This is a genomic window from Streptomyces sp. NPDC026301 (genome assembly GCF_055567935.1).
Genome location: NZ_JBVHPN010000005.1, coordinates 279,110 through 301,452 on the forward strand (window position 1 = coordinate 279,110; position 22,343 = coordinate 301,452).

Sequence of the window (22,343 nt, forward strand, 5' to 3'; positions counted from 1 at the left end):
CCTGACCGCGCCCCGACCTCGCTCCGACCTCGCTCCGGGGGCGCGCTCGGTGGACGCAGGCCCCCCTTCCGCGGCGATGCGGCACACTGGACGTTTGGCCGTACGAACGGCCGGGCCGTGCGGCGACGCCGGCCGGACGCAGGCGAAGCGAAAGGCGAGGCGCGTGAACGGACCTCTCATCGTCCAGAGCGACAAGACGCTGCTGCTGGAGGTGGACCACGAGCAGGCGGCCGCGTGCCGCCAGGTCATCGCCCCCTTCGCGGAGCTGGAGCGCGCCCCGGAGCACATCCACACCTACCGGGTGACGCCGCTCGGCCTGTGGAACGCGCGGGCCGCGGGGCACGACGCGGAGCAGGTCGTGGACGCGCTGGTGGCGTACTCGCGCTACCCGGTCCCGCACGCGCTGCTCGTCGACATCGCCGAGACGATGTCCCGGTACGGCCGCCTCACGCTCAGCAAGCACCCCACGCACGGCCTGGTGCTCACCACCACCGACCGCCCGGTGCTGGAGGAGATCCTGCGGTCGAAGAAGGTGCAGCCGCTGGTCGGCGCCCGGATCGACCCGGACACGGTCGCGGTGCACCCCTCCGAGCGCGGGCAGATCAAGCAGACGCTGCTGAAGCTGGGCTGGCCGGCCGAGGACCTGGCCGGTTACGTGGACGGCGAGGCGCATCCGATCGAGCTGGCGGAGGACGGCTGGTCGCTGCGGCCGTACCAGCAGCAGGCCGTCGAGAACTTCTGGCACGGCGGCTCGGGCGTCGTGGTCCTGCCCTGTGGCGCGGGCAAGACCCTGGTCGGCGCGGGCGCGATGGCCGAGGCCAAGGCCACCACGCTGATCCTGGTCACGAACACGGTCTCCGCGCGGCAGTGGAAGCACGAGCTGGTCAAGCGCACCTCGCTGACCGAGGACGAGATCGGCGAGTACAGCGGTACGAAGAAGGAGATCCGGCCGGTCACCATCGCGACGTACCAGGTGCTGACGACCAAGCGGAAGGGCGTCTACCCGCACCTGGAGCTCTTCGACTCGCGGGACTGGGGCCTGGTCGTCTACGACGAGGTGCATCTGCTGCCGGCCCCGGTCTTCAAGTTCACCGCCGATCTGCAGGCGCGGCGGCGGCTCGGGCTGACCGCCACCCTCGTACGCGAGGACGGGCGCGAGTCCGACGTCTTCTCGCTCATCGGGCCGAAGCGGTTCGACGCGCCGTGGAAGGAGATCGAGGCGCAGGGGTACATCGCGCCCGCCGACTGCGTCGAGGTCCGGGTCAGCCTGACCGACTCGGAGCGGCTGGCGTACGCCACGGCGGAGAGCGACGAGAAGTACCGCTTCTGCGCGACCACCGGGTCCAAGCAGAAGGTGACCGAGGCGCTGGTGCGCCGGCACGCGGGCGAGCAGACGCTGGTGATCGGGCAGTACATCGACCAGCTGGACGAGCTGGGCGAGCACCTGGACGCGCCGGTCATCAAGGGCGACACCAGCAACGCGCAGCGCGAGAAGCTCTTCAACGCCTTCCGTGAGGGCGAGCTGTCCGTCCTGGTCGTCTCCAAGGTCGCGAACTTCTCGATCGACCTGCCGGAGGCGACGGTCGCGATCCAGGTGTCCGGCACCTTCGGGTCGCGCCAGGAGGAGGCGCAGCGGCTCGGCCGGGTGCTCCGCCCGAAGGCGGACGGCCACGAGGCGCGCTTCTACTCGGTCGTCGCGCGGGACACCATCGACCAGGACTTCGCGGCCCACCGCCAGCGCTTCCTGGCCGAGCAGGGCTACGCGTACCGGATCGTGGACGCCCACGAACTCCTGGCGGACGAGGGCGCGTGACCCCGCAGGGGCGCTAGCGGGGTGATCTGGGGGCCGGTACGGACTCCCGGCGGGTCGGGGTCGGGCGGGTCAGTGCGCCCGCCGCGACCCCGGTCAGCACGCCCCCGCGCCAGCACACCGCGGCGAGCAGCAGGGCCGCGCCGAGCAGGGGGTACGGCGCGGCCAGCGGCTGCTGCCACCACGGGAGCGCCAGGTCCAGGTCGCCCTTGTGCGGCACGATCCACATCGTGCGGGCGGTGAAGACCACGGCCAGCGCGCCCCATATGGCACGCCGCCACGCGTCCCGCCGGACGTGGGTGGCCAGTACGGCCAGCAGCGGCACGCACCAGACCCAGTGGTGGGACCAGCTGATCGGCGAGACGAGCAGCGCGGTGAGCGCCGTGCACAGCACGCCCCACGCCTCCCGGCCCGCGACCAGGCCCGTCCGGCGGGCCGCCGCCATCCCGACCACGGCCGTCAGCACGGCTCCGGCCAGCCAGGCGGCGCCCGGGTGCGTCGTGTGCAGCAGGCGCGCGAGGAGTCCCTGGAGCGACTGGTTGTCGACGATCCACGCCTCGCCGACCCGCCCGGTCTCGTAGAGCCGCTGGGTCCAGAACTCGACGCTGGCGCCGGGCAGCGCGACGATGCCGAGCAGGACCGTGCCGGCGAACCCGGCGAGCGAGACCAGCGCGGCCCGTACCCGCCCGGTGAGCAGCAGGTACACGGCGAAGAGCGCGGGGGTGAGCTTGATGCCGGCCGCGATGCCGATGGCCAGGCCCTTGCCGCGCGCGCCGTCGGGGCGGGTGAGGTCCCACAGGACGAGGCAGGTCAGGGCCAGGTTGATCTGCCCGAAGACGATCGTCTGGTACACCGGCTCCAGCCAGATGGCGAGCGCGGTGGCGACGAGCAGCGAGGGCACGCGGTGGGTGGCGCGGAGCCCGGCGAGCCGGGCGGAGAAGTGGATCAGCAGGGCGAGCAGCGCGACGTTGGCGAGTACCGAGGCGAACTCCAGTACGCCGGGGGAGATCCGCGCCAGCGGGACGAACAGCACGGCGGCGAAGGGCGGGTAGGTGGCCGGGAGGTGCCATTTGGTGACCGTGAAGCCGTAGAGGTCGCCGCCGGTCAGTACGGAGTCGCCCATCGCCCGGTAGACGAGGATGTCGGAGGTGGGCATCGGCACGAAGAGGTGTACGACGCCGAGCGCGGCCACGGACACCGCGAGCAGTGCTGCCGCGGGGAGCGTGTGGCGGGGGAGAGTACGGCGGGGGTGCGGGGCCGTACTGCGGTCTGCCGGTCCGTCCGGCAGCTCCCGGGTGGTGCGTGGCCTGCCCACGAGGGGCGTTGTCCGCTGGATCGGCTTCCCGTCGGCGGCAGACACGCGGGTGACCCCTCCTCGTCGCCATATGCGGCTTGCACAGTCTTTACAGCCTTTACAGCGACGTTAATCGATCACGCACGAAGTTTCGTGACGCTTTCCGGACGTCCGGATGTCATTCCTCGGGCCGGTCGGTGGTGGGGGATCTGTCGTCCGCGTATTCGCCCAGTACGGCGACGCTGAAAGCGGTGCCCGCGAAGACCTTTACGGCTCGCAGGGCGCTGCCCACCGGGTGCCGGTGTTCTCCGCCGTGGGCCATGGGGCTGGCGCCCTGCCGGGCGCGGGCCGCCGTTTTGGGGTCGGGTGGCGGGTTCAGGTGGGTGTTCATCTCTCGACTGTTCATGTCTCCATGATGGAATTCACCCGGTCGCCGCACATCCGACCAGCGACCGATCCGCGTGTCGCCCGGAGTACGGCCCTGGAAGCACCGCCCGGCGGCCCACCCCTAAGGGATCGGGGCCCTTTTAAATTCGGTCGCGCCCGCACTGCGTGCTGGCTACAATCGCCCGTCTGCCCGCCTCCCGCCGCCCCTCGTCGCGGAGTGCCGCCCGCCGGACGGAAACCGGCCGGCCCCTGTACCCACGCAGCTCCCCGGAGGCGACGCCGTGCCCTCGCACGCCGCAGAAGAGAAAGCCGAGCTCCACACGAACGACCCTCTGGAACGGGAGCGGGCCCATCTCGCGGCCTCCCGCGCCGCGCTCCGCGCCATGCGCGCGGACGCCGAGGCGCTGAACATCAAGGACGTGGCGGCGAACTGGGTCAACGCCCAGGTCCTGCAGGGCGAGGTCGACGCCCGGATCAAGGCGCTCGCCGACCTCTCCCACACCCCGCTGTTCTTCGGGCGTCTGGACTACCTCCACGCGCCGGGCATCGACCTGGCCGAGGGCGCCGAGGGCGAGGACTTCTACATCGGGCGGCGGCACGTCCACGACGCCGACGGCGACCCCATGGTCATCGACTGGCGCGCGCCCGTCTCCCAGCCCTTCTACCGGGCGTCCAAGAAGGACCCGATGGACCTGCGGCTGCGCCGCCGCTTCGGGTACACCGGCGGCGAACTGACCGCGTACGAGGACGAGCACCTCACCGATCCCTCGGAGGCGGAGCACGCCAGCAAGCTGCTCCAGACGGAGATCGAGCGGCCGCGCGTGGGCCCGATGCGCGACATCGTGGCCACCATCCAGCCCGAGCAGGACGAGATCGTCCGGGCCGGGATCGGCGGCACCGTCTGCGTCCAGGGGGCGCCCGGTACGGGCAAGACCGCCGTCGGCCTGCACCGTGTCGCGTACCTCCTCTACGCGCACCGCGAGAAGCTGGCCCGCGCCGGCACCCTGGTCATCGGCCCCAACAAGTCCTTCCTGCACTACATCGAGCAGGTGCTGCCCGCGCTGGGCGAGCTGGAGGTCAAGCAGGCCACGGTCGACGACCTCGTCGCGCACGTGGAGGTGCGCGGTACGGACGACGCCGCCGCGGCGACAATCAAGGGGGACGCGCGGATGGCGGAGGTGCTGCGGCGCGCCGTGCGCTCGCACGTCACGCTGCCCACCGAGGGGTGCGTGGTGGTCCGCGGCTCCCGTCGCTGGCGCGTTCCCGCGTACGAACTGGAGGAGATCGTCCAGCAGTTGCTGGACCGCGGCATCCGTTACGGCGCGGCGCGTGCGGCGCTGCCGCAGCGCATCGCGCACGCCGTGCTGGTCCAGATGGAGCGGGCCGGCGAGGCGCCCGACGACCGCGTGCAGGACGCGGTCGCGCGCAACGCGGCGGTGAAGGCCACGGTCAAGGCGGTCTGGCCGCCGGTCGACCCGGCGAAGCTGGTGCTGCGGCTGCTGTCCGACGCGGACTTCCTGGCCGAGCACGCCGAGGGCGTCCTCACCGACGAGGAGCAGAAGACCGTCCTGTGGACCCGGCCGGCCCGCAGCGTCCGCGCCGCCAAGTGGTCCCCCGCCGACGCCGTCCTCATCGACGAGGCACTCGACCTGGTGGAGCGCACGCACTCGCTCGGCCATGTGGTGCTGGACGAGGCCCAGGACCTCTCCCCCATGCAGTATCGGGCCGTGGGCCGCCGCTGTTCGACCGGCTCGGCGACCGTACTGGGCGACATCGCCCAGGGCACGACCCCGTGGTCGACGGACACCTGGGAGGAGGCGCTGGCCCATCTGGGGAAGCCGGGCGCCGCGGTCGAGGAGCTGACCCAGGGCTTCCGCGTGCCGCGCGAGGTCATCGCGTACGCCTCACGGCTGCTTCCGGCCATCGCGCCGGACCTCTCCGAGGCGACGTCCATCCGCGAGTCCCCGGGCGACTTCGAGATCCGCCCGACGGCGGCGGACGCGCTCGACGCCTCGGTCATCGACGCCTGCCGCGACGCGCTGGCGAAGGAGGGCTCCATCGGCCTGATCGCCGCCGAGCCGCGCCTCCCGGCGCTGCGCGAGGCACTGGCCGCCGCCGGCCTGGCCACGCTCGCCCCCGGTGAGGAGACCTCGGCGGACGCCCGGCTCACGCTCGTGCCCGCGACGCTCGCGAAGGGCCTGGAGTACGACTACGTGGTACTGGACGAGCCGGCGGCGCTCGTGGACGCCGAGCCGGACCACCGGACCGGGCTGCGCCGCCTGTACGTCTGCCTCACCCGTGCGGTGTCCGGCCTGACGGTCGTGCACGCGGCGGCGCTGCCGGAGGAGCTGGCGGGCTGAGGCCCGGCGCCCGCGGCCTTGCCCCGCTCAGCCGTCGAGCGCCGCGCGCCAGGTCTCGACGGCGGCCGGGGAGACCGGTGCCGACCAGCCGGCGGGGCGCGCCGCGCCGCCGATGTGGAAGGCGGTGATCCCTGCGGCGCGCAGCGGCGGGACATGTGTGAGGGTGAGGCCGCCGCCGGCCATGATCTGCGGGCCGTACCCGGGCTCGCCGGCCGCCGCGCGCGCCGCCTCGGCGAGCAGCACCGGCAGCCCGTCGTCGACGCCGGCGGCCGAGCCCGCGGTGAGGTAGGTGTCGGGGCCGGGCCGGCCGTCGAGGCGTTTGCGCAGGCCGTCGCGGTCGGCGGCGTGGTCGATGGCGCGGTGGAAGGTCCAGCGGCAGCCGTCGATCACCTCGGTCAGCGCGTCCACGGCGGCGAGGTCGGGCCCGCCGTCCTCGGCGAGGAACCCCAGCACGAACTCCTCGGCGCCCGCGGCCCGGAGCGCGGCGGCGTCGGCGCACAGCGCGTCGAACGTCCGGGCGTCGCCCGCGGCGAAGCCGTCCGACGCGCGCAGCATGACGCGCAGCGGGATGGAGACGGCGGCCCGGACGGCGGCGAAGACCTCGCGGGGCGGGGTGAGCCCGTCGGACGCCATGTCCGTGACCAGTTCGAGGCGGTCCGCCCCTCCGGCCTCGGCCGCGGCGGCGTCCGCGGCATCGAGCGCGATCACCTCGAGAATTGGTCTAGACATGTGCTCAAGGGTGCCATACCCGACAGGCCGGCGCTACGGAGCGACACCGATCCGGTGCGAAGGCGTCCGGCGCGAAAGCGCTCGGCACCCTCCGGCGATCGGCGCGATCACCTGTGGTGAGGCCGCCGGTCCGGATGCGCACAATGGGCGTATGGCTTCCTCCTCGACGGACCGCACGGACCGCACGGACGCGGGCGAACAGCTGCGTCGCCGCTGGCACGACACCGTCCTGGCGCTCCGGAACGCCGATGCGGCGACCGAGCCCGGCACGGTTCTCGCCCTGCCGCCCGACCCCGCTCCGTACGCCGACAACCTGCTCGCGCGCTGGGCCGAGCCGCAGCGCCGCTATCACACGACCGCGCATCTGGCCGCCGTGCTGGACCGGATCGACGAGCTGGCCGGACACGCCGCCGAACCCGATGTCGTACGGCTCGCCGCGTGGTTCCACGACGCCGTCTACCGCCCCGACCGGTCCGAGAACGAGGAACGCAGCGCGGCGCTCGCCGAGCGGGCACTGCCCGAGCTGGGGATCGACGCGGAGCGCACGGCGGAGGTGGCACGTCTCGTGCGGCTCACGGTCACCCACGATCCGGCCGAGGGGGACAGCAACGGCGAGGTGCTGTGCGACGCGGATCTGGCGGTACTGGCCGGGACGCCGGAGCGGTACGCGGCGTACGCCGCCGCGGTGCGCGAGGAGTTCGCCTTCGTGCCGGACGAGGCGTTCCGGGCGGGGCGGGCCGATGTGCTGCGTCAACTGCTGGCGCTGCCGCGGCTGTTCCGCACGCCGGAGGGGCACGACAGATGGGAGCGGCTGGCCCGGCGGAACCTGAGCACGGAGCTCGACCTTCTGACGGCGTGAGGCGGGGGCGGGACAGGGGCAGGAGCAGGAGCAGGGACGAGACAGGAGCGGGGGCGCCGGGGTCCGGGGCGCACCTCACTCGCGTTCCTTACGTGCCGTTCTCGCGCGCCGCGTTCAGCGGCGCTCTCCCCGGCTGCGCGCGTTGGCCAGCGCCGTCCTGGCGGCCAGGCGTTCGCGCGGGGTGGCGGCTCGGGCGTCGGCCGGTGCGCAGTCCCACTCGCGTCCGCCCCCCGGCGGACGCAGCTGTACGTAGGGCCCTTCGTGCCCCATCACCTCCCCGATCCTGCCGATCCGGGTGTCGAACACATACGAACCCTTCGCCGGGAGCGTCACCGGGTACCTCGTCTCTCCGGTCGCGGACCTCACTGCGCCTCACCGCGCCTCACTGCGCCTCATCGCGCTCCGTGTCGACTTACTGGTTGTGTCTATATGGTGACGGTCCGGGGTTAGGCTTGACAGAGGGTGACATCCAACAACACCAGGTGCACAACAGGGAGTGGGCCATGCCGAAGCCGAAACAACTGGATCCGTCGCTTTCACCGAGGGCGCTGTACGGCGCTGAGCTGCGGTTCAAGCGGGAAAGCGCAGGGCTGACGCAGGCGGAGCTCGGGGCGCCGATGTTCGTGAGCGGGTCGTTCATCGGCCAACTCGAGTCGGGCGCACGGCGGATACAGGGGGAGTACGCACGGCGGATAGACGAGATCCTCGGCACGGACGGGTTCTTCGAGCGGAACGTCGAGGCCGCCCAGCGGTCCCGCTATCCGGAACACTTCGCGGACGCCGCCGAGTACGAGGCGATGGCGATCTCGATCAGGGAATACGCCCCGCTGCTCGTCCCGGGGCTGCTGCAAACGGAGGAGTACGCGCGGGCCGTGTTCCGGGCGGTGCACCCGGTCGCCCCGGAGGGGGTCATCGACGATTTACTGTCCGCGCGGCTGGACCGGGCCCGCGTCCTCGAGGATCCAACAACCCCCTTGTTCTGGGCGGTGCTCGACGAGAACGTGCTGCGCCGCCCCGTGGGCAGTCCGGCCGCCATGCACACCCAGCTCACTCATATCGCGGCACTCATGCGTCGGAATCGCGTCATCGTGCAGGTGCTGCCGTACGCGGAGGGCGCCCACGCGGCCCTCGAAGGTTCGCTCAAGCTGATGGCATTCGCAGATGCACCGCCCGTCGTGTACCTACAAGCCCTTGCAACAGGGCAAATGTTGGACGAGCCTTCGCATGTGGAACGGTATGGATTGGCTTACGATCTCGTCCGGGCCGCTGCACTGTCACCCGAAGCGTCCCTCGTACTGATCGAGTCGGCGGCGAAGGATCACCGAGATGGTTATTGATCAACACACGTTCCACCCCGCGCGGCACGGTGCCGTTCACGGGGCGGGCCACGGTGCGCACAGCACCGCGGCCCGCCGCCCGGCACACCGCGCGCTCGACCTCTCCACCGTCAGCTGGCACAAGAGCAGCTACAGCGGCGGCAGCGGCGGCGACTGCGTGGAGATGGGGCACGGCGCGCCGGGCGCGGTCCCGGTGCGCGACAGCAAGAACCCCTGGGGCCCGGCGCTCGTCCTGCCCCCGGCTGCCTGGTCGGCGTTTGTCACGGCCGTACGGGACGGCGTCCTGGAGCGGGCCGCGGACGCCTGAGCCGGGCTGTCGGCGGTCGGCGGTCGCGGCGGCGCGGATCACCGGGAATGTCAGGCGTGTTCACGCTGTTCATGCGTGTCATGCCTGTCCCTCCTGATCGCGCCGAACGCGCCCGTATGCCCATCGCCGTCTACATCCTCGGACTGTCCGTATTCGCCCTGGGGACCTCCGAGTTCATGCTCTCCGGGATCCTCCAGCCACTGGCCCGGGACATGCACGTCTCGATCCCCCGGGCCGGGCTGCTCGTCTCGGCGTTCGCGATCGGCATGGTGGTCGGCGCTCCGACGCTGGCCGCCGCCACGCTCCGCCTCCCGCGGCGCACGACGCTGATCGCGCTGCTCGCCGTCTTCGGCGTCGGACAGGTCGCGGGCGCGCTCGCGCCCTCGTACACGGTGCTCTTCATCTCCCGAGTGGTGAGCGCGCTGGCCTGCGCCGGGTTCTGGGCGGTCGGCGCGGCCGTGGCCGTCTCGCTCGTGCCGTTCACGGCGCGCGCCCGCGCCATGGCCGTGATGGTCGGCGGGCTGAGCATCGCCAACATCGCGGGCGTGCCGGCCGGCGCACTGCTCGGGCAGAGCGCCGGCTGGCGCGCCGCGTTCTGGGGCGTGGCGGTCCTCTCCGCGATCGGCCTCGTCGGCGTGGTCGCCCTCGTGCCGCGTACGGAGGTGCCTACGGGCGAGGACCGTCCGCAGCTCCGCCGGGAGCTGACGATCTACCGCGACAAGCAGGTCTGGCTCGCACTCACCGCCACCGCGCTGAACGGCGCCGCGGTCTTCGCCCTCTTTTCGTACCTCTCCCCGCTGCTCACCGACACCGCCGGGCTCGCCGAGAGCTGGGTGCCCACGGTGCTGGCGCTCTTCGGCGTGGGCGCGCTCATCGGTACCTACATAGGCGGCCGGATCGCCGACGCGCACCTCTTCCCGACCCTCTTCGGGGGCATCATCGCCTCCACCCTCGTACTGGCGGTGCTCGCGCTCACCGCGCACAACTCCGTTGCCGCGATCGCGCTGTCCCTGATGCTGGGCGTCACGGCGTTCACCACGGCCCCGGCCCTGAACGCCCGGATGTTCAACGTCGCCAACGCCGCGCCGACGCTGGCCGGCGCCACCACGACGGCCGCCTTCAACATCGGCAACACGCTCGGCCCGTGGCTGGGCGGCCTGGTCATCAGCGCGCACTGGGGCTACCCGGCCGTGGCATGGACCGGTGCCGCGCTGGCGGCTGCCGCCGTCGTCGCGACGGGCTTCGCCTTCCGGATCCAGCGCTCCACGGGCGCGGCCTCCCGGCTGGTCGCGTCCTCGGAGGAGCACCTCCTGCACGAGGCCGGCCGCCCGGACGAGGCCGCGGCGGACGACCGTAGCGCCACAGCGGACGACCGCAGCGCCGCGGCGGGCGGCAAGCGCCTCTGATCGAAGGCTCCGCGCAGCGGGCGGGGCGGCCCAGTTCAGCCGGTGCCGCCCCGCCTTGCTGGATCGGACCATACGAAAGCGGTCAGATCCGGCGGTTTTTCGGACGACGCAGACCCGCGGCCGTCAGGCGGCGCACCAGCTCCTTGCTGCCGATCTCGACCGCGCCCGCCCGTACGGCGTCGGCGTACCGTTCCGCCGGCAGGTCGTAGTGATCGCGCTCGAACGCCCGCCGCGGCGCGCCGATCCGGGCCGCGAAGGCGTGCAGCTCCTCGAACGACGCGTCGCTCACCAGATGCGACCACAGCCGGCCGTGCCCCGGCCAGGTCGGCGGATCGATGTAGATCGCCACGCCGCTCCCTCAGCTCCCCAGGGGCCCGGCGAGCGAGCCGACCCGGGCCACCGAGACGGCCGTCTTCGGGCAGACCCAGTGCGGGTCGGGCCCCAGCTCCGGCTCCACGTCCAGCGCGTGCGGGTCCCCGCCCTCGGTGCACACCGGGCACAGCGGCCAGCGGCCGTACCGCTCCAGCAGGGAATCCTGGACGTCCTGGGCGACGAGCCCGGCGACGAATTCGACGCCCTCCGGCCACTGCTCGACCCACCACCGCCGGTGCGCGACCGCGTCCTCCACCAGCGAGACGATGTCCGCGTCGGCGACATCGCCCGCCATCAGATCCGCGATCACCAGGGCCCGTGCGGCGTGCAGCGCCTGTTCCAACTCCATGTGCCCATTGTCGCGCGTACGCGCCGAAGTCCCACACGCGTTCCCGTCGTCCCGGCGTCGTCCCTGCGGCACGGAGTTGTCCACAGGCCACAGAGAGGTATTGACGCCACCGGTGACTGAAATTACTTTTCAGAGGTGAGCACCAGACTGAAGGAAACTTTCAGCGGCGCGGGTTCCGCCGCCCCGACCACGTCCGGCGCGACCTCCAGCGCGGCCTCCGGCGCCGCCCGGCGGCCGCAGCCGGAGCGGACCCCGCCCGCGCCCGCGGCCCTGGCCGCGAAGGTGCGGACGCTGGCGCCGTCCATGACCCGCTCCATGCAGCGGGTCGCGGAGACCGTCGCCGGCGACCCGGCGGGCTGCGCCGCGCTCACCGTCACCGCCCTCGCGGAGCGCACGGGCACCAGCGAGGCCACCGTCGTCCGCACCTCCCGCCTGCTCGGTTACCCGGGCTACCGCGACCTGCGGCTGGCGCTCGCCGCCCTCGCGGCCCAGCAGGCCGCGGGCCGCGCGCCCGCCGTCACGGCGGACATAGCGGTCGACGACTCGCTCACGGACGTGGTCACCAAGCTCGCGCAAGAAGAGCAGCAGTGCCTCGCCGACACCGCGGCCGCGCTGGACACCACCCAGCTGGAGGCGGCCGTGGGCGCGCTCGCCGGCGCCCGCAGGATCGATGTGTACGGCATCGGCGCCTCCAGCCTCGTCGGCCAGGACCTGGCCCAGAAGCTGCTGCGCATCGGCCTGATCGCGCACGCCCACTCCGACCCGCACCTCGCGGTGACCAACGCCGTGCAGATGCGGACCGGCGACGTCGCCGTCGCGATCACCCACTCCGGACGCACCACGGACGTCATAGAGCCGCTGCGGGTCGCCTTCGACCGCGGCGCGACGACCATCGCGGTCACCGGCCGCCCGGACGGCGAGATCGCCGCGTACGCCGATCACATACTGACCACGTCCACGGCCCGCGAGAGCGAGCTGCGCCCGGCGGCCATGTCCTCGCGCACGAGCCAGCTGCTCGTCGTCGACTGCCTCTTCGTCGGCGTCGCCCAGCGGACGTACGAAACGGCGGCGCCCGCCCTCTCCGCTTCGTACGAGGCCCTGGCGCACCGCCACTCCCCCCGCACCCGCTGACCGCCGCGCGCCCCGCCGCGAGGCGGCACCGCCCCACCCGCTGACCGCCGCGAGGCGGCACCCCCCCGCCGCGAGGCGGCACCCCCACCCGCAGCCGTACTCGGAGAGCCCCCACGCCATGACTTCCACCGCTGACCACACCGCCCTGCGGGCCCAGCTGGACACCCTCACCACCGAGGCGTTCCGGCCGGAGCTCGCCGAGATCGACCGGCTGACCACCCTGGAGATCGCCCGCACGATGAACGGCGAGGACGCCACCGTCCCCACCGCGGTCGCGGAGCAGCTGCCGCGGATCGCCGCCGCCATCGACGGCATCGCCGCCCGCATGGCCCGCGGCGGCCGGCTGATCTACGCCGGGGCCGGCACGGCCGGGCGGCTCGGCATCCTGGACGCCAGCGAGTGCCCGCCCACCTTCAACACCGACCCCGAAGAGGTGATCGGGCTGATCGCGGGCGGCCCGCCCGCGATGATCACCGCCGTGGAGGGCGCCGAGGACAGCAAGGACCTGGCCGCCGCCGAGCTGGACGCGCTCGGCCTGACCGCCGAGGACACGGTGGTCGGCATCTCCGCCTCGGGCCGCACGCCGTACGCCATCGGCGCCGTCGAGCACGCCCGCGCCCAGGGCGCGCTGACCGTCGGCCTGTCGTGCAACGCCGGCTCCGCGCTCGCGGCCGCCGCCGACCACGGCATCGAGGTCGTCGTCGGCCCCGAGCTGCTGACCGGCTCGACCCGCCTGAAGGCCGGCACGGCCCAGAAGCTGGTCCTCAACATGCTCTCGACCATCACGATGATCCGGCTGGGCAAGACCTACGGAAACCTGATGGTCGACGTCCGCGCGTCCAACGACAAGCTCCGGGCCCGTTCGCGGCGCATCGTCGCGCTCGCCACGGGCGCGTCCGACACGGAGATCGAGGAAGCCCTCGCCGCCACCGACGGCGAGGTGAAGAACGCCATCCTGACCATTCTCGGCTCCGTGGACGGACCCACCGCGGCCCGCCTGCTCGCCGACTCCCGCGGCCACCTGCGCGCCGCCCTCCAAGCCGCCGCCCAGGAAAGCTGACCACCCGGCGCCCTCCTCCCCCGGGGAGGCGCCGCTGCCCCGCGCCCCCGCGGCGCATCCTCCGACAGAACAGCGCCTCGCACATGACCTCTGCATCTCCCCAGGGGAACTCCGGCTCCCCGGACAAGAACCGCGCCACCGCCGCCGCGCTCCTGCCCCTCGTGGGCGGCGCTGCCAACCTCACCTCCATCGCCCACTGCATGACCCGGCTCCGCCTCGGCATCAAGGACCGTTCGCTGGTCCAGGACGACGCGCTCAAGGCGCTGCCGGCCGTCATGGGGGTGGTCGAGGACGACACGTACCAGATCGTGCTCGGGCCCGGCACGGTCGCCCGCGTCACGCCCGTCTTCGAAGAGCTGGTCGAGGAGGAGCGGGCGGCCGGCGCGGACGGGCCGTCGCCCGCCCCGGCCGCCGGCCCGGACGGCGCGGCGCCCGGCTCCCCCGACTCCCCCACCACCGCCGACGAGCTGGCCGCTCAGGGCGCCGCCATCAAGGCACGCCGGAAGGCGGCGAACGCCACCCCCTTCAAGCTGTTCCTCCGCAGGATCGCGAACATCTTCGTCCCGCTGATCCCCGCCCTCATCGGCTGCGGCATCATCGCCGGCATCAACGGCCTGCTCACCAACCTCGGCTGGCTGCCCACGCTCGTCCCCGCGCTGGCCGCCATCGCCTCCGGCTTCATGGCCCTGATCGCGGTGTTCGTCGGCTTCAACACGGCGAAGGAGTTCGGCGGCACACCGATCCTCGGCGGCGCCGTCGCGGCGATCATCGTCTTCCCCGGCGTCGCGAACATCACCGCCTTCGGCCAGAAGCTCTCCCCCGGCCAGGGCGGCGTACTGGGCGCACTGGGCGCCGCGGTACTGGCCGTGTACATCGAGAGATGGTGCCGGAAGTGGGTGCCGGAGTCGCTGGACGTGCTCGTCACGCCGACCCTCACGGTCCTGTTCACCGGCCTGGTGACGATCTTCGGCCTGATGTACGCGGCGGGCGAGGTGTCCGCCGCGATCGGTACGGCCGCCAACTGGCTCCTCGCCCACGGCGGCGCGTTCGCCGGCTTCGTGCTCGGCGGCCTCTTCCTCCCGCTGGTGATGCTCGGCCTCCACCAGGCCCTCATCCCCATCCACACCACCCTCATCGAGCAGCAGGGCTACACCGTCCTGCTGCCGATCCTGGCGATGGCGGGCGCGGGCCAGGTCGGCGCGGCGATCGCGGTCTACCTCCGGCTGCCGCGCAACGGCTCGATCCGTACGACCATCAAGTCGGCGCTCCCCGCCGGCTTCCTCGGCGTCGGCGAGCCGCTGATCTACGGCGTCTCGCTCCCGCTCGGCCGGCCGTTCATCACCGCCTGCGTCGGCGGCGCGTTCGGCGGCGCCTTCGTCGGCCTGTTCAACCAGCTCGGCACGGCCGTCGGCTCCACCGCCATCGGCCCCTCCGGCTGGGCGCTCTTCCCCCTCCTCAAGGGCAACCACGACCTGGGCGCCACGGCCCTCATCTACGCCGTCGGCCTGCTCGCGGGCTATGTCGTCGGCTTCCTGGCCACGTACTTCTTCGGCTTCAGCAAGCAGCTGCTCGCCGACCTGAACACGGGCGCCGAGGAGGCGCAGGCCCCGCCCCCGGGTGAGGGCCGGCCGGGCACCCACGGCCCGGCCAAGGAGCCGGCGTCCGTCTGAGCCGGCGTCCGTCCGACCGACCGCCGAAAACGCCCGAGGGCGGCACCCCCGCGATGGGGGTGCCGCCCTTGGTCCGTACAGCGCTGAACAGCTGATCCGTTCCCGGAAGGGGTGGATCAGAAGTCCATGTCACCGCCCGGCATGCCGCCCGGGGCGCCGCCGGCGGCGGCCTTCTCCGGCTTGTCGGCGATGACGGCCTCGGTGGTGAGGAAGAGCGCCGCGATGGAGGCGGCGTTCTGCAGCGCGGAGCGGGTGACCTTGGCGGGGTCGATGATGCCCTCGGCGATCATGTCGACGTACTCGCCGGTCGCGGCGTTCAGACCGTGGCCGACGGCCAGGTTGCGCACCTTCTCCACCACGACGCCGCCCTCGAGGCCGCCGTTGACGGAGATCTGCTTCAGCGGGGCCTCCAGGGCCAGCTTCACAGCGGCGGCACCGGTGGCCTCGTCACCCTCGAGCTCGAGCTTCTCGAAGACCGAGGAAGCCTGCAGCAGGGCGACGCCACCGCCGGCGACGATGCCCTCCTCGACGGCCGCCTTCGCGTTGCGAACGGCGTCCTCGATGCGGTGCTTGCGCTCCTTGAGCTCGACCTCGGTCGCGGCACCGGCCTTGATGACCGCAACACCGCCGGCGAGCTTCGCCAGGCGCTCCTGCAGCTTCTCGCGGTCGTAGTCGCTGTCCGAGTTCTCGATCTCGGCGCGGATCTGGTTGACGCGGCCCTGAACCTGCTCGCTGTCACCGGCACCGTCGACGATGGTGGTCTCGTCCTTGGTGATGACGACCTTGCGGGCGCGGCCCAGGAGGTCCAGACCGGCGTTCTCGAGCTTGAGGCCGACCTCCTCGGAGATGACGGTGCCACCGGTGAGGATGGCGATGTCGCCGAGCATGGCCTTGCGGCGGTCACCGAAGCCCGGGGCCTTCACGGCGACGGACTTGAAGGTGCCACGGATCTTGTTGACGACCAGGGTCGACAGGGCCTCGCCCTCGACGTCCTCCGCGATGATCAGCAGCGGCTTGCCCGACTGCATGACCTTCTCCAGCAGCGGAAGGAGGTCCTTCACGTTGGAGATCTTGGAGTTGACGATCAGGATGTACGGGTCGTCGAGCGACGCCTCCATACGCTCCATGTCGGTGGCGAAGTACGCCGAGATGTAGCCCTTGTCGAAGCGCATACCCTCGGTGAGCTCGAGCTCCAGACCGAAGGTCTGGGACTCCTCGACGGTGATGACGCCTTCCTTGCCGACCTTGTCCATGGCCTCGGCGATGAGCTCGCCGATCTGGGTGTCGGCGGCGGAGATGGAGGCGGTGGAGGCGATCTGCTCCTTGGTCTCCACGTCCTTCGCCTGCTCCAGCAGAGCGGCGGAGACGGCCTCGACGGCGCGCTCGATGCCGCGCTTCAGAGCCATCGGGTTGGCGCCGGCCGCGACGTTGCGCAGGCCTTCGCGGACCAGGGCCTGGGCCAGGACGGTCGCGGTCGTCGTGCCGTCACCGGCGACGTCGTCCGTCTTCTTCGCGACCTCCTTGACCAGCTCGGCGCCGATCTTCTCGTACGGGTCCTCGAGCTCGATCTCCTTGGCGATGGAGACACCATCGTTGGTGATCGTGGGGGCGCCCCACTTCTTCTCAAGGACGACGTTGCGGCCCTTGGGGCCAAGGGTGACCTTGACGGCGTCGGCGAGCTGGTTCATCCCGCGCTCGAGACCGCGCCGTGCCTCCTCGTCGAACGCGATGATCTTGGCCATGTGAAGTGGTCCTCCCGGACAGGGGTGGATTGCTCCGGACCGCGCCCGCGCCCGCGACGGACGGTCTGCGTGCCGTGTGGTTCCTTGCCCCACCCGGCCTGCGGACCTCGCTGACCCGATCCAAGTTCTGTCACTCTCACTGGGAGAGTGCTAAGCCCAATGATTAGCACTCGACCCCTCCGAGTGCAAGCTTGGGAACAGAGAAGCGCCTCCGCACCCGCGCACAACGAGAGGCCCGTGCCCCCCTCAGGGGACACGGGCCTCCGTACGCTGCAGTCGGTCGGCGCTTCAGCCGGCCACGCGAACCATGTCCGCCTGCGGCCCCTTTCTGGCCCTGCGAGATCTCGAACTCGACCCGCTGACCTTCCTCAAGGGTGCGGTAACCGTCCATCTGGATCGCGCTGTAGTGGACGAAAACATCCGCACCACCGTCGACCGCGATGAAGCCGTACCCCTTCTCCGCGTTGAACCACTTGACGGTGCCCTGAGCCATTCCTAACTCCCCTATTGCTGGCCCTTGCGCAGGACCGCACTCCGCGGACCCGGGTCAGACCTCACCCCCAAGGAGGGTGTGCGCCGGAACGCGTCGACCGCCGCTGAATGTATCTGCACCGATGCCCAGCGCAACAGGTCAATCGGACGAGAATTCTGCCCACGACCATTCGCCGATTTACGGCGAAGTCTCAATAATTCTGGGCAAGCCGGGCCGGGCATAGCTCATCAACACGACAAAATGCGCACACAGTTTGGGCACATCTTGTCGCGTTCTCATATGCGTCAGGCACGCGCGCGAAGAGGATTCACCTCAACTGTATCGCCTTTAACGACATGGAATCGCCCCGTCCGCTTTCGCTGCGGACGGGGCGATTCCAGGAGTCGTATGCCGTCACCCACGAGACGGTGCACAGGGGGCGCACACGGGGCGCACAAAGGGGCGTGCGCCGGGCGACGAGAGGCTTTTCAGCAGCCGCCGGCCACCGCGGGGATGATCGAAACGCCGGCGCCGTCCGGAGTCGGCGTCTCCAGCCCCTGCTCGAAGCGCACGTCGTCGTCGTTGACGTAGACGTTCACGAAGCGGCGCAGCTTGCCGGTGTCGTCCAGGACGCGGGCCGCGATGCCGGTGTGGTTCTTCTCCAGGTCCGCGATGACCTCGGAGAGGTTCGCGCCCTCGGCGGAGACCTCGGCCTTGCCGTCGGTGTAGGTGCGGAGAATGGTGGGGATGCGGACGCTCACGCTCATGGGGTTCTTCTACCTTCCAGGTTCCGGGAAAACGAGTACAAAGGCTCCGCGGCGCGGCGGAGCGGGGAGGCGGCGCGGGCCCGCCGACGGGCCCGCCGGAACCCCACTACTTGTCGAGGCCGGCCTCGCGGAACGCGTCCAGGCTCGGGCGGATGGTCGCGGTCGGGCCGGTGGTCGGCGCCACGGCGTCCAGCGTCTTGAGCCCGTCGCCGGTGTTGAGGACGACGAGGGACTTCGCCGGGTCGATCTGCCCGTTCTCGATGAGCTTCTTGGTGACGCCGACGGTCACGCCGCCCGCGGTCTCCGCGAAGATGCCCTCCGTGCGGGCCAGCAGCTTGATCGCGTCCACGACCTGCTCGTCATTGACGTCCTCCACCGCGCCGCCGGTGCGGCGGGCGATGTCGAGCACGTACGGGCCGTCCGCCGGGTTGCCGATCGCCAGCGACTTGGCGATGGTGTTCGGCTTCTGCGGGCGTACGACGTCGTGGCCGGCCTTGAAGGCCGTCGAGACCGGCGAGCAGCCCTCGGCCTGGGCACCGAAGATCTTGTACGGCTTGTCCTCGACCAGGCCCAGCGCGATGAGCTCCTTCAGACCCTTGTCGATCTTCGTGAGCTGCGAGCCCGAGGCGATCGGGATGACCAGCTGGTCCGGGAGCTCCCAGCCGAGCTGCTCGCAGATCTCGTACGCGAGCGTCTTGGAGCCCTCGCCGTAGTACGGGCGGAGGTTGACGTTCACGAAGCCCCAGCCCTCGCCCAGCGGGTCGCCGATGAGCTCGGAGCAGAAGCGGTTGACGTCGTCGTAGTTGCCCTCGATGCCGACCAGGTCGCCACCGTAGACCGCGGCCATGACGACCTTGCCGGCCTCCAGGTCGTGCGGGATGAACACGCAGGAGCGGAAGCCCGCCCGGCGCGCCGCGGCGCCGACCGCGCCGGCCAGGTTGCCCGTGGAGGAGCAGGACAGGGTGGTGAAGCCGAAGGCGCGGGCCGCCTCGACGGCGATCGCCACGACGCGGTCCTTGAAGGAGTGCGTCGGGTTGCCCGAGTCGTCCTTCACGTACAGCCCGCCGGTGACGCCGAGCTCGGCGGCGAGGCGGTCGGCCTTGACCAGCTTGGTGAAGCCCGGGTTGAGGTTGGGCTTGTCGGCCACGTCGGCGGGGACGGGCAGCAGCGGCGCGTACCGCCAGATGTTGTTCGGACCGGCCTCGATCTGCTTCCTCAGGCCCTCGGGGTCGCCGCTCGGCAGGTCGTAGGCCACTTCGAGCGGCCCGAAACATTCCTGGCACGCGAAGATCGGACCGAGCGGGAAGCGCGTACCGCACTCGCGGCAGGACAGCGCGGCGGCGGGACCGAGGGTGACGGCGGAAGTGGTGCTTTCGGAAGCTTGCACAGCCATGGAGGCGAGGCCCTTTCTCCTCATCTTCCTCACGACGCACTTCGCCGTGAGACGGATTTGGCACCTTCCCTAGCCGGGAGCCTCGCGCGGCGGACATCAGCGTCCTGGCGGCAAGACCGGCTGGAGGGTTGCCGGGGCTTCAACGGGCCGTATCCCTCTGCCCCTCTGGATGAGCGGTATGGCCTGTGTACGAAACACAGGCGTTTGTTCAGCGGTGACCCCGGCATGCGGTGGTCATCCGCGTTGTTCAAGACTGTAACCGAAGGGGTGGACGGTTGAGATAGCCGTCCGAACCGCGAGATGGCTCACACCGCGTAGCAAGATGGCTCACGCGCGTAGCAGAAGGAGACGGATTCGTGCTGGAAGAGGTGGAGCGCTGGCTGGCCGGCCGCTCATGGTCAGCCGCCGACCGATCGCTCGACCAGCTGCTGGCAGCGAAGAGCCGTACGGGGCAGACGGTCAGCGTAGTGCTGCCGGCGCTCGACGAGGAAGCCACGGTCGGCACGATCGTGGAGATCATCCGCCGCGACCTGATGTCCGCCGCGGTGCCGCTGGTCGACGAGCTGGTCGTGGTGGACTCCGGCTCCACCGACCGCACGGCCGAGGTCGCGGCCGCCGCGGGCGCCCGGGTCGTGCACCGCGACGCGATCCTGCCCCGGCTGGCGACGGTGCCCGGCAAGGGCGAGGTGCTGTGGCGCTCGCTGCTGGCCACCAGCGGCGACATCGTCTGCTTCGTCGACGCCGACCTGCGCGAGTTCTCCGCCGACTTCGTGTCCGGGATCGTCGGGCCGCTGCTGACCGAGCCGCGGGTGCAGTTCGTGAAGGCGATGTACGACCGGCCGCTGGGCGAGGGCGCCGGCGGCCCCAAGGGGGGCCAGGGAGGACGGGTCACCGAGCTGGTGGCCCGCCCGCTGCTCAATCTGCACTGGCCGCAGCTGGCCGGTTTCGTCCAGCCGCTGGGCGGCGAGTACGCGGCCCGCCGTTCGCTGCTGGAGCGGCTGCCCTTCCCCGTCGGGTACGGCGTCGAACTGGGCCTGCTGGTCGACGCGCTGCACACGGTCGGCCTGGACGCGCTGGCGCAGGTCGACGTGGGCGTGCGCAAGCACCGGCACCAGGACGGGCAGGCGCTCGGCCGGATGGCAGCGGCCATCTACCGCACCGCCCAGCTGCGGCTGGCACGCGGGCACCTCGTACGGCCCCGGCTCACCCAGTTCGACCGCGGTGCGGAGGGCGGCTTCGTCCCGCGGACGACCGACGTGGACACCGAGGAGCGGCCGCCGATGCGCGACATACCGGAGTACGCGGAACGGCGCGCGGCATGAGGGGACGCGGCGCCCGACGTGCGGCTGCGCCCTCGATGCGCTCCCGGCCGTACGTTTGAGCGGATCTGTGGCGGGTTAGGTCATCGGCATGGTCTCCTCCAGCTCAGGTGCCCAGGTTCTCGTCGCGTCCAACCGCGGTCCGGTCTCCTACGCCTTGGGCGAGGACGGCACGCTGACGTCCAAACGCGGCGGCGGCGGGCTGGTCTCCGGCCTGTCGGCCATCGGCCCGGACGCCGGGGCCGTGTGGGTCTGCGCCGCGCTCGGCGACGGCGACCGGGAGGCGGCGCGCCGGGCCGCCGCCGACGGCGACGGACTGCTGGACCCCGGCGACACCGGCGGGCAGTCCGTCCGGATGCTGGACATCGCGCCCGAGGTCTTCGCGGACGCGTACAACGGCGTCGCCAACTCCGTGCTGTGGTTCATCCACCACCTGCTGTACCAGACGCCGCTGGAGCCGGCGTTCGACGCGGACTTCCGCGGCCAGTGGGCGTCGTACGAGGCGTACAACGCCGCCTTCGCGGACGCGCTCGCCGCGGCCGCCGCGCCCGGCGCCGCCGTCCTCGTGCAGGACTACCACCTCACGCTGGTCCCGGGGCTGCTCCGCGAGCGCCGCCCCGACCTGCGCATCGGCCACTTCTCGCACACCCCTTGGGCGCCGCCGGACTACTTCCGGCTGCTGCCGGACGACGTGGCGGCCGAGGTGCTGCGCGGCATCCTGGGCGGCGACCGGGCGGCGTTCCTGACCCACCGCTGGGCCGCGGCGTTCGCGGAGTGCTGCGCCGCGGTGCTGGGCGCCGAGGTCGCCCGGGACGGGGAGGCGGGCCTGCGCGTCACGTACGAGGGCCGGACCACCCGGCTCGGGGTGCACGGCCTGGGCGCCGACGCGGACTTCCTGCGCGAGCGCTCCCGGCAGCCGGACGTCGACGAGCGGTTGGCGGACCTGCGCGAGCAGATCGGTACCGGGGAGGACGGCGCGCCGCGGAAGACGGTCGTGCGGGTGGACCGCACGGAGCTGTCGAAGAACATCGTGCGCGGCCTCCAGGCGTACCGGCGGCTGCTGACCGACCGCCCCGAGTGGCGCGGCCGGGTGGTGCACATAGCGTTCGCCTATCCCTCGCGGCAGGACCTGGCGGTGTACCGGCAGTACACCGAGGAGGTGGGGCGGCTGGCGGAGGAGATCAACCACGAGTTCGGCACGGACGGCTGGCTGCCGGTCGTGCTGCACGTCAAGGACGACTTCGCGCGCTCCCTGGCCGCCTACCGGCTCGCCGACGTCGCGCTGGTCAACCCCATCCGCGACGGCATGAACCTCGTCGCGAAGGAGGTGCCGGTGGTGTCCGAGGCGGGCTGCGCGCTGGTCCTCTCCCGGGAGGCCGGGGCCTGCGCGGAGCTGTCGGAGGACGCGCTGGTGATCAATCCGTACGACATCGGGGGCACGGCGGAGGCGCTGCACGCGGGGCTGACGATGCCGCGGGACGAGCGCGCGGAGCGCACGAAGCGGCTGGCGGCGGCGGCGACGGCGCTGCCGCCGGCGCAGTGGTTCCTGGACCAGCTGCGGGACCTGCGGGGCTGAAGC

20 protein-coding genes, 1 pseudogene and 1 riboswitch are annotated in these 22,343 nt (G+C 71.9%); of the genes and pseudogenes, 11 read left to right on the plus strand and 10 right to left on the minus strand.

The genetic code is table 11. The annotated features are described in order from the left end of the window. The first annotated feature begins 163 nt into the window (after window positions 1-163). Window positions 164-1,813, plus strand: coding sequence for a DNA repair helicase XPB (locus ACZ4MH_RS10940; RefSeq protein ID WP_351589659.1), 1,650 nt, complete (start codon window positions 164-166; stop codon window positions 1,811-1,813). A gap of 13 nt (window positions 1,814-1,826) precedes the next feature. Here the strand turns inward: ACZ4MH_RS10940 and ACZ4MH_RS10945 are convergent, their stop codons facing one another. Together ACZ4MH_RS10945 and ACZ4MH_RS10950 are read right to left on the minus strand one after the other, a co-directional pair. After that, window positions 1,827-3,017 (minus strand): glycosyltransferase 87 family protein, encoded by a 1,191-nt coding sequence (locus ACZ4MH_RS10945; protein ID WP_351589713.1) that lies wholly within the window; start codon window positions 3,015-3,017, stop codon window positions 1,827-1,829. 265 nt (window positions 3,018-3,282) lie between these two features. Then, complete coding sequence (locus ACZ4MH_RS10950; protein WP_351589656.1) at window positions 3,283-3,510, minus strand: hypothetical protein; 228 nt, start codon at window positions 3,508-3,510, stop codon at window positions 3,283-3,285. A 262-nt stretch (window positions 3,511-3,772) separates the two neighbouring features. On the opposite strand from ACZ4MH_RS10950, the gene ACZ4MH_RS10955 reads away from it, so the two are divergent. Then, window positions 3,773-5,851, plus strand: coding sequence for a HelD family protein (locus ACZ4MH_RS10955; protein ID WP_351589653.1), 2,079 nt, complete (start codon window positions 3,773-3,775; stop codon window positions 5,849-5,851). 27 nt (window positions 5,852-5,878) lie between these two features. On the opposite strand, the gene ACZ4MH_RS10960 is transcribed toward ACZ4MH_RS10955, so the two are convergent. After that, window positions 5,879-6,580 (minus strand): copper homeostasis protein CutC, encoded by a 702-nt coding sequence (locus ACZ4MH_RS10960; protein ID WP_351589651.1) that lies wholly within the window; start codon window positions 6,578-6,580, stop codon window positions 5,879-5,881. A gap of 151 nt (window positions 6,581-6,731) precedes the next feature. Between ACZ4MH_RS10960 and ACZ4MH_RS10965 the strand changes: the two genes are divergently transcribed. Next, window positions 6,732-7,439: an HD domain-containing protein gene (locus ACZ4MH_RS10965; protein WP_351589649.1), complete on the plus strand. Its 708-nt coding sequence runs from the start codon at window positions 6,732-6,734 to the stop codon at window positions 7,437-7,439. Between the two features lie 114 nt (window positions 7,440-7,553). Here the strand turns inward: ACZ4MH_RS10965 and ACZ4MH_RS10970 are convergent, their stop codons facing one another. Then, window positions 7,554-7,745, minus strand: coding sequence for a hypothetical protein (locus ACZ4MH_RS10970; protein WP_467754477.1), 192 nt, complete (start codon window positions 7,743-7,745; stop codon window positions 7,554-7,556). Between the two features lie 197 nt (window positions 7,746-7,942). Between ACZ4MH_RS10970 and ACZ4MH_RS10975 the strand changes: the two genes are divergently transcribed. The 3 genes from ACZ4MH_RS10975 (at window position 7,943) to ACZ4MH_RS10985 (ending at window position 10,489) form a co-directional block, all read left to right on the plus strand. Then, on the plus strand, window positions 7,943-8,776 hold the full coding sequence (locus ACZ4MH_RS10975) for a helix-turn-helix domain-containing protein (RefSeq protein WP_351589647.1): 834 nt from the start codon (window positions 7,943-7,945) through the stop codon (window positions 8,774-8,776). After that, window positions 8,766-9,083 (plus strand): DUF397 domain-containing protein, encoded by a 318-nt coding sequence (locus tag ACZ4MH_RS10980; RefSeq protein ID WP_351589644.1) that lies wholly within the window; start codon window positions 8,766-8,768, stop codon window positions 9,081-9,083. Before ACZ4MH_RS10975 ends, ACZ4MH_RS10980 begins: the two co-directional genes overlap by 11 nt. A gap of 116 nt (window positions 9,084-9,199) precedes the next feature. Beyond that, window positions 9,200-10,489 (plus strand): Cmx/CmrA family chloramphenicol efflux MFS transporter, encoded by a 1,290-nt coding sequence (locus ACZ4MH_RS10985; protein WP_351589711.1) that lies wholly within the window; start codon window positions 9,200-9,202, stop codon window positions 10,487-10,489. A gap of 82 nt (window positions 10,490-10,571) precedes the next feature. Here ACZ4MH_RS10985 and ACZ4MH_RS10990 read toward each other — a convergent pair whose 3' ends face one another. After that, entirely contained in the window at window positions 10,572-10,838 is a 267-nt protein-coding gene (locus tag ACZ4MH_RS10990) for a DUF4031 domain-containing protein (protein ID WP_351589641.1), read from the minus strand. Between the two features lie 9 nt (window positions 10,839-10,847). Continuing rightward, the gene (locus tag ACZ4MH_RS10995; RefSeq protein WP_351589638.1) at window positions 10,848-11,210 is read right to left on the minus strand and encodes a hypothetical protein; all 363 of its coding nucleotides are present in this window, start codon (window positions 11,208-11,210) and stop codon (window positions 10,848-10,850) included. Window positions 11,211-11,480: 270 nt separating this feature from the next. Between ACZ4MH_RS10995 and ACZ4MH_RS11000 the strand changes: the two genes are divergently transcribed. The 3 genes from ACZ4MH_RS11000 to ACZ4MH_RS11010 all read left to right on the plus strand — a co-directional run bounded on the left by ACZ4MH_RS11000 (window position 11,481) and on the right by ACZ4MH_RS11010 (window position 15,071). Then, on the plus strand, window positions 11,481-12,341 hold the full coding sequence (locus ACZ4MH_RS11000) for a MurR/RpiR family transcriptional regulator (protein ID WP_351589708.1): 861 nt from the start codon (window positions 11,481-11,483) through the stop codon (window positions 12,339-12,341). A gap of 118 nt (window positions 12,342-12,459) precedes the next feature. Next, a complete protein-coding gene (gene murQ / locus ACZ4MH_RS11005; RefSeq protein ID WP_351589635.1) occupies window positions 12,460-13,401 on the plus strand; it encodes an N-acetylmuramic acid 6-phosphate etherase in 942 nt (313 codons plus the stop codon). 83 nt (window positions 13,402-13,484) lie between these two features. Further along, window positions 13,485-15,071 carry a PTS transporter subunit EIIC gene (locus ACZ4MH_RS11010; protein ID WP_351589632.1) on the plus strand — a complete coding sequence of 529 codons (1,587 nt, stop codon included), beginning with the start codon at window positions 13,485-13,487 and terminating at the stop codon, window positions 15,069-15,071. Between the two features lie 116 nt (window positions 15,072-15,187). Here ACZ4MH_RS11010 and groL read toward each other — a convergent pair whose 3' ends face one another. The 4 genes and pseudogenes from groL to thrC all read right to left on the minus strand — a co-directional run bounded on the left by groL (window position 15,188) and on the right by thrC (window position 19,445). Further along, complete coding sequence (gene groL, locus ACZ4MH_RS11015) at window positions 15,188-16,813, minus strand: chaperonin GroEL (RefSeq protein WP_030254570.1); 1,626 nt, start codon at window positions 16,811-16,813, stop codon at window positions 15,188-15,190. Window positions 16,814-17,101: 288 nt separating this feature from the next. Further along, a pseudogene (locus tag ACZ4MH_RS11020) lies at window positions 17,102-17,306 on the minus strand (cold-shock protein). Window positions 17,307-17,773: 467 nt separating this feature from the next. Next, on the minus strand, window positions 17,774-18,052 hold the full coding sequence (locus ACZ4MH_RS11025; RefSeq protein WP_351589627.1) for a MoaD/ThiS family protein: 279 nt from the start codon (window positions 18,050-18,052) through the stop codon (window positions 17,774-17,776). A gap of 106 nt (window positions 18,053-18,158) precedes the next feature. Beyond that, window positions 18,159-19,445: a threonine synthase gene (thrC, locus tag ACZ4MH_RS11030; protein WP_351589624.1), complete on the minus strand. Its 1,287-nt coding sequence runs from the start codon at window positions 19,443-19,445 to the stop codon at window positions 18,159-18,161. Window positions 19,446-19,462: 17 nt separating this feature from the next. Further along, a riboswitch (SAM riboswitch) is annotated at window positions 19,463-19,621 on the minus strand. A gap of 180 nt (window positions 19,622-19,801) precedes the next feature. Here thrC and ACZ4MH_RS11035 point away from each other — a divergent pair. Both ACZ4MH_RS11035 and ACZ4MH_RS11040 read left to right on the plus strand, forming a co-directional pair. Then, window positions 19,802-20,767 carry a glucosyl-3-phosphoglycerate synthase gene (locus ACZ4MH_RS11035; RefSeq protein ID WP_351589622.1) on the plus strand — a complete coding sequence of 322 codons (966 nt, stop codon included), beginning with the start codon at window positions 19,802-19,804 and terminating at the stop codon, window positions 20,765-20,767. Window positions 20,768-20,855: 88 nt separating this feature from the next. Next, window positions 20,856-22,340, plus strand: coding sequence for an alpha,alpha-trehalose-phosphate synthase (UDP-forming) (locus tag ACZ4MH_RS11040; protein WP_351589620.1), 1,485 nt, complete (start codon window positions 20,856-20,858; stop codon window positions 22,338-22,340). Window positions 22,341-22,343 lie beyond the last annotated feature (3 nt).

What these genes read in the sequence shown, in the direction of transcription:
- ACZ4MH_RS11040 (WP_351589620.1), top strand. Translation starts at nt 20,856, where the DNA reads ATGGTCTCCTCCAGCTCAGGTGCCCAGGTTCTCGTCGCGTCCAACCGC.
- ACZ4MH_RS10950 (WP_351589656.1), bottom strand. Translation starts at nt 3,510, where the DNA reads ATGAACAGTCGAGAGATGAACACCCACCTGAACCCGCCACCCGACCCC.
- ACZ4MH_RS10965 (WP_351589649.1), top strand. Translation starts at nt 6,732, where the DNA reads ATGGCTTCCTCCTCGACGGACCGCACGGACCGCACGGACGCGGGCGAA.
- ACZ4MH_RS10960 (WP_351589651.1), bottom strand. Translation starts at nt 6,580, where the DNA reads ATGTCTAGACCAATTCTCGAGGTGATCGCGCTCGATGCCGCGGACGCC.
- ACZ4MH_RS11010 (WP_351589632.1), top strand. Translation starts at nt 13,485, where the DNA reads ATGACCTCTGCATCTCCCCAGGGGAACTCCGGCTCCCCGGACAAGAAC.
- murQ (WP_351589635.1), top strand. Translation starts at nt 12,460, where the DNA reads ATGACTTCCACCGCTGACCACACCGCCCTGCGGGCCCAGCTGGACACC.
- ACZ4MH_RS10985 (WP_351589711.1), top strand. Translation starts at nt 9,200, where the DNA reads ATGCCCATCGCCGTCTACATCCTCGGACTGTCCGTATTCGCCCTGGGG.
- groL (WP_030254570.1), bottom strand. Translation starts at nt 16,813, where the DNA reads ATGGCCAAGATCATCGCGTTCGACGAGGAGGCACGGCGCGGTCTCGAG.
- thrC (WP_351589624.1), bottom strand. Translation starts at nt 19,445, where the DNA reads ATGGCTGTGCAAGCTTCCGAAAGCACCACTTCCGCCGTCACCCTCGGT.
- ACZ4MH_RS10980 (WP_351589644.1), top strand. Translation starts at nt 8,766, where the DNA reads ATGGTTATTGATCAACACACGTTCCACCCCGCGCGGCACGGTGCCGTT.
- ACZ4MH_RS11025 (WP_351589627.1), bottom strand. Translation starts at nt 18,052, where the DNA reads ATGAGCGTGAGCGTCCGCATCCCCACCATTCTCCGCACCTACACCGAC.
- ACZ4MH_RS10995 (WP_351589638.1), bottom strand. Translation starts at nt 11,210, where the DNA reads ATGGAGTTGGAACAGGCGCTGCACGCCGCACGGGCCCTGGTGATCGCG.
- ACZ4MH_RS10975 (WP_351589647.1), top strand. Translation starts at nt 7,943, where the DNA reads ATGCCGAAGCCGAAACAACTGGATCCGTCGCTTTCACCGAGGGCGCTG.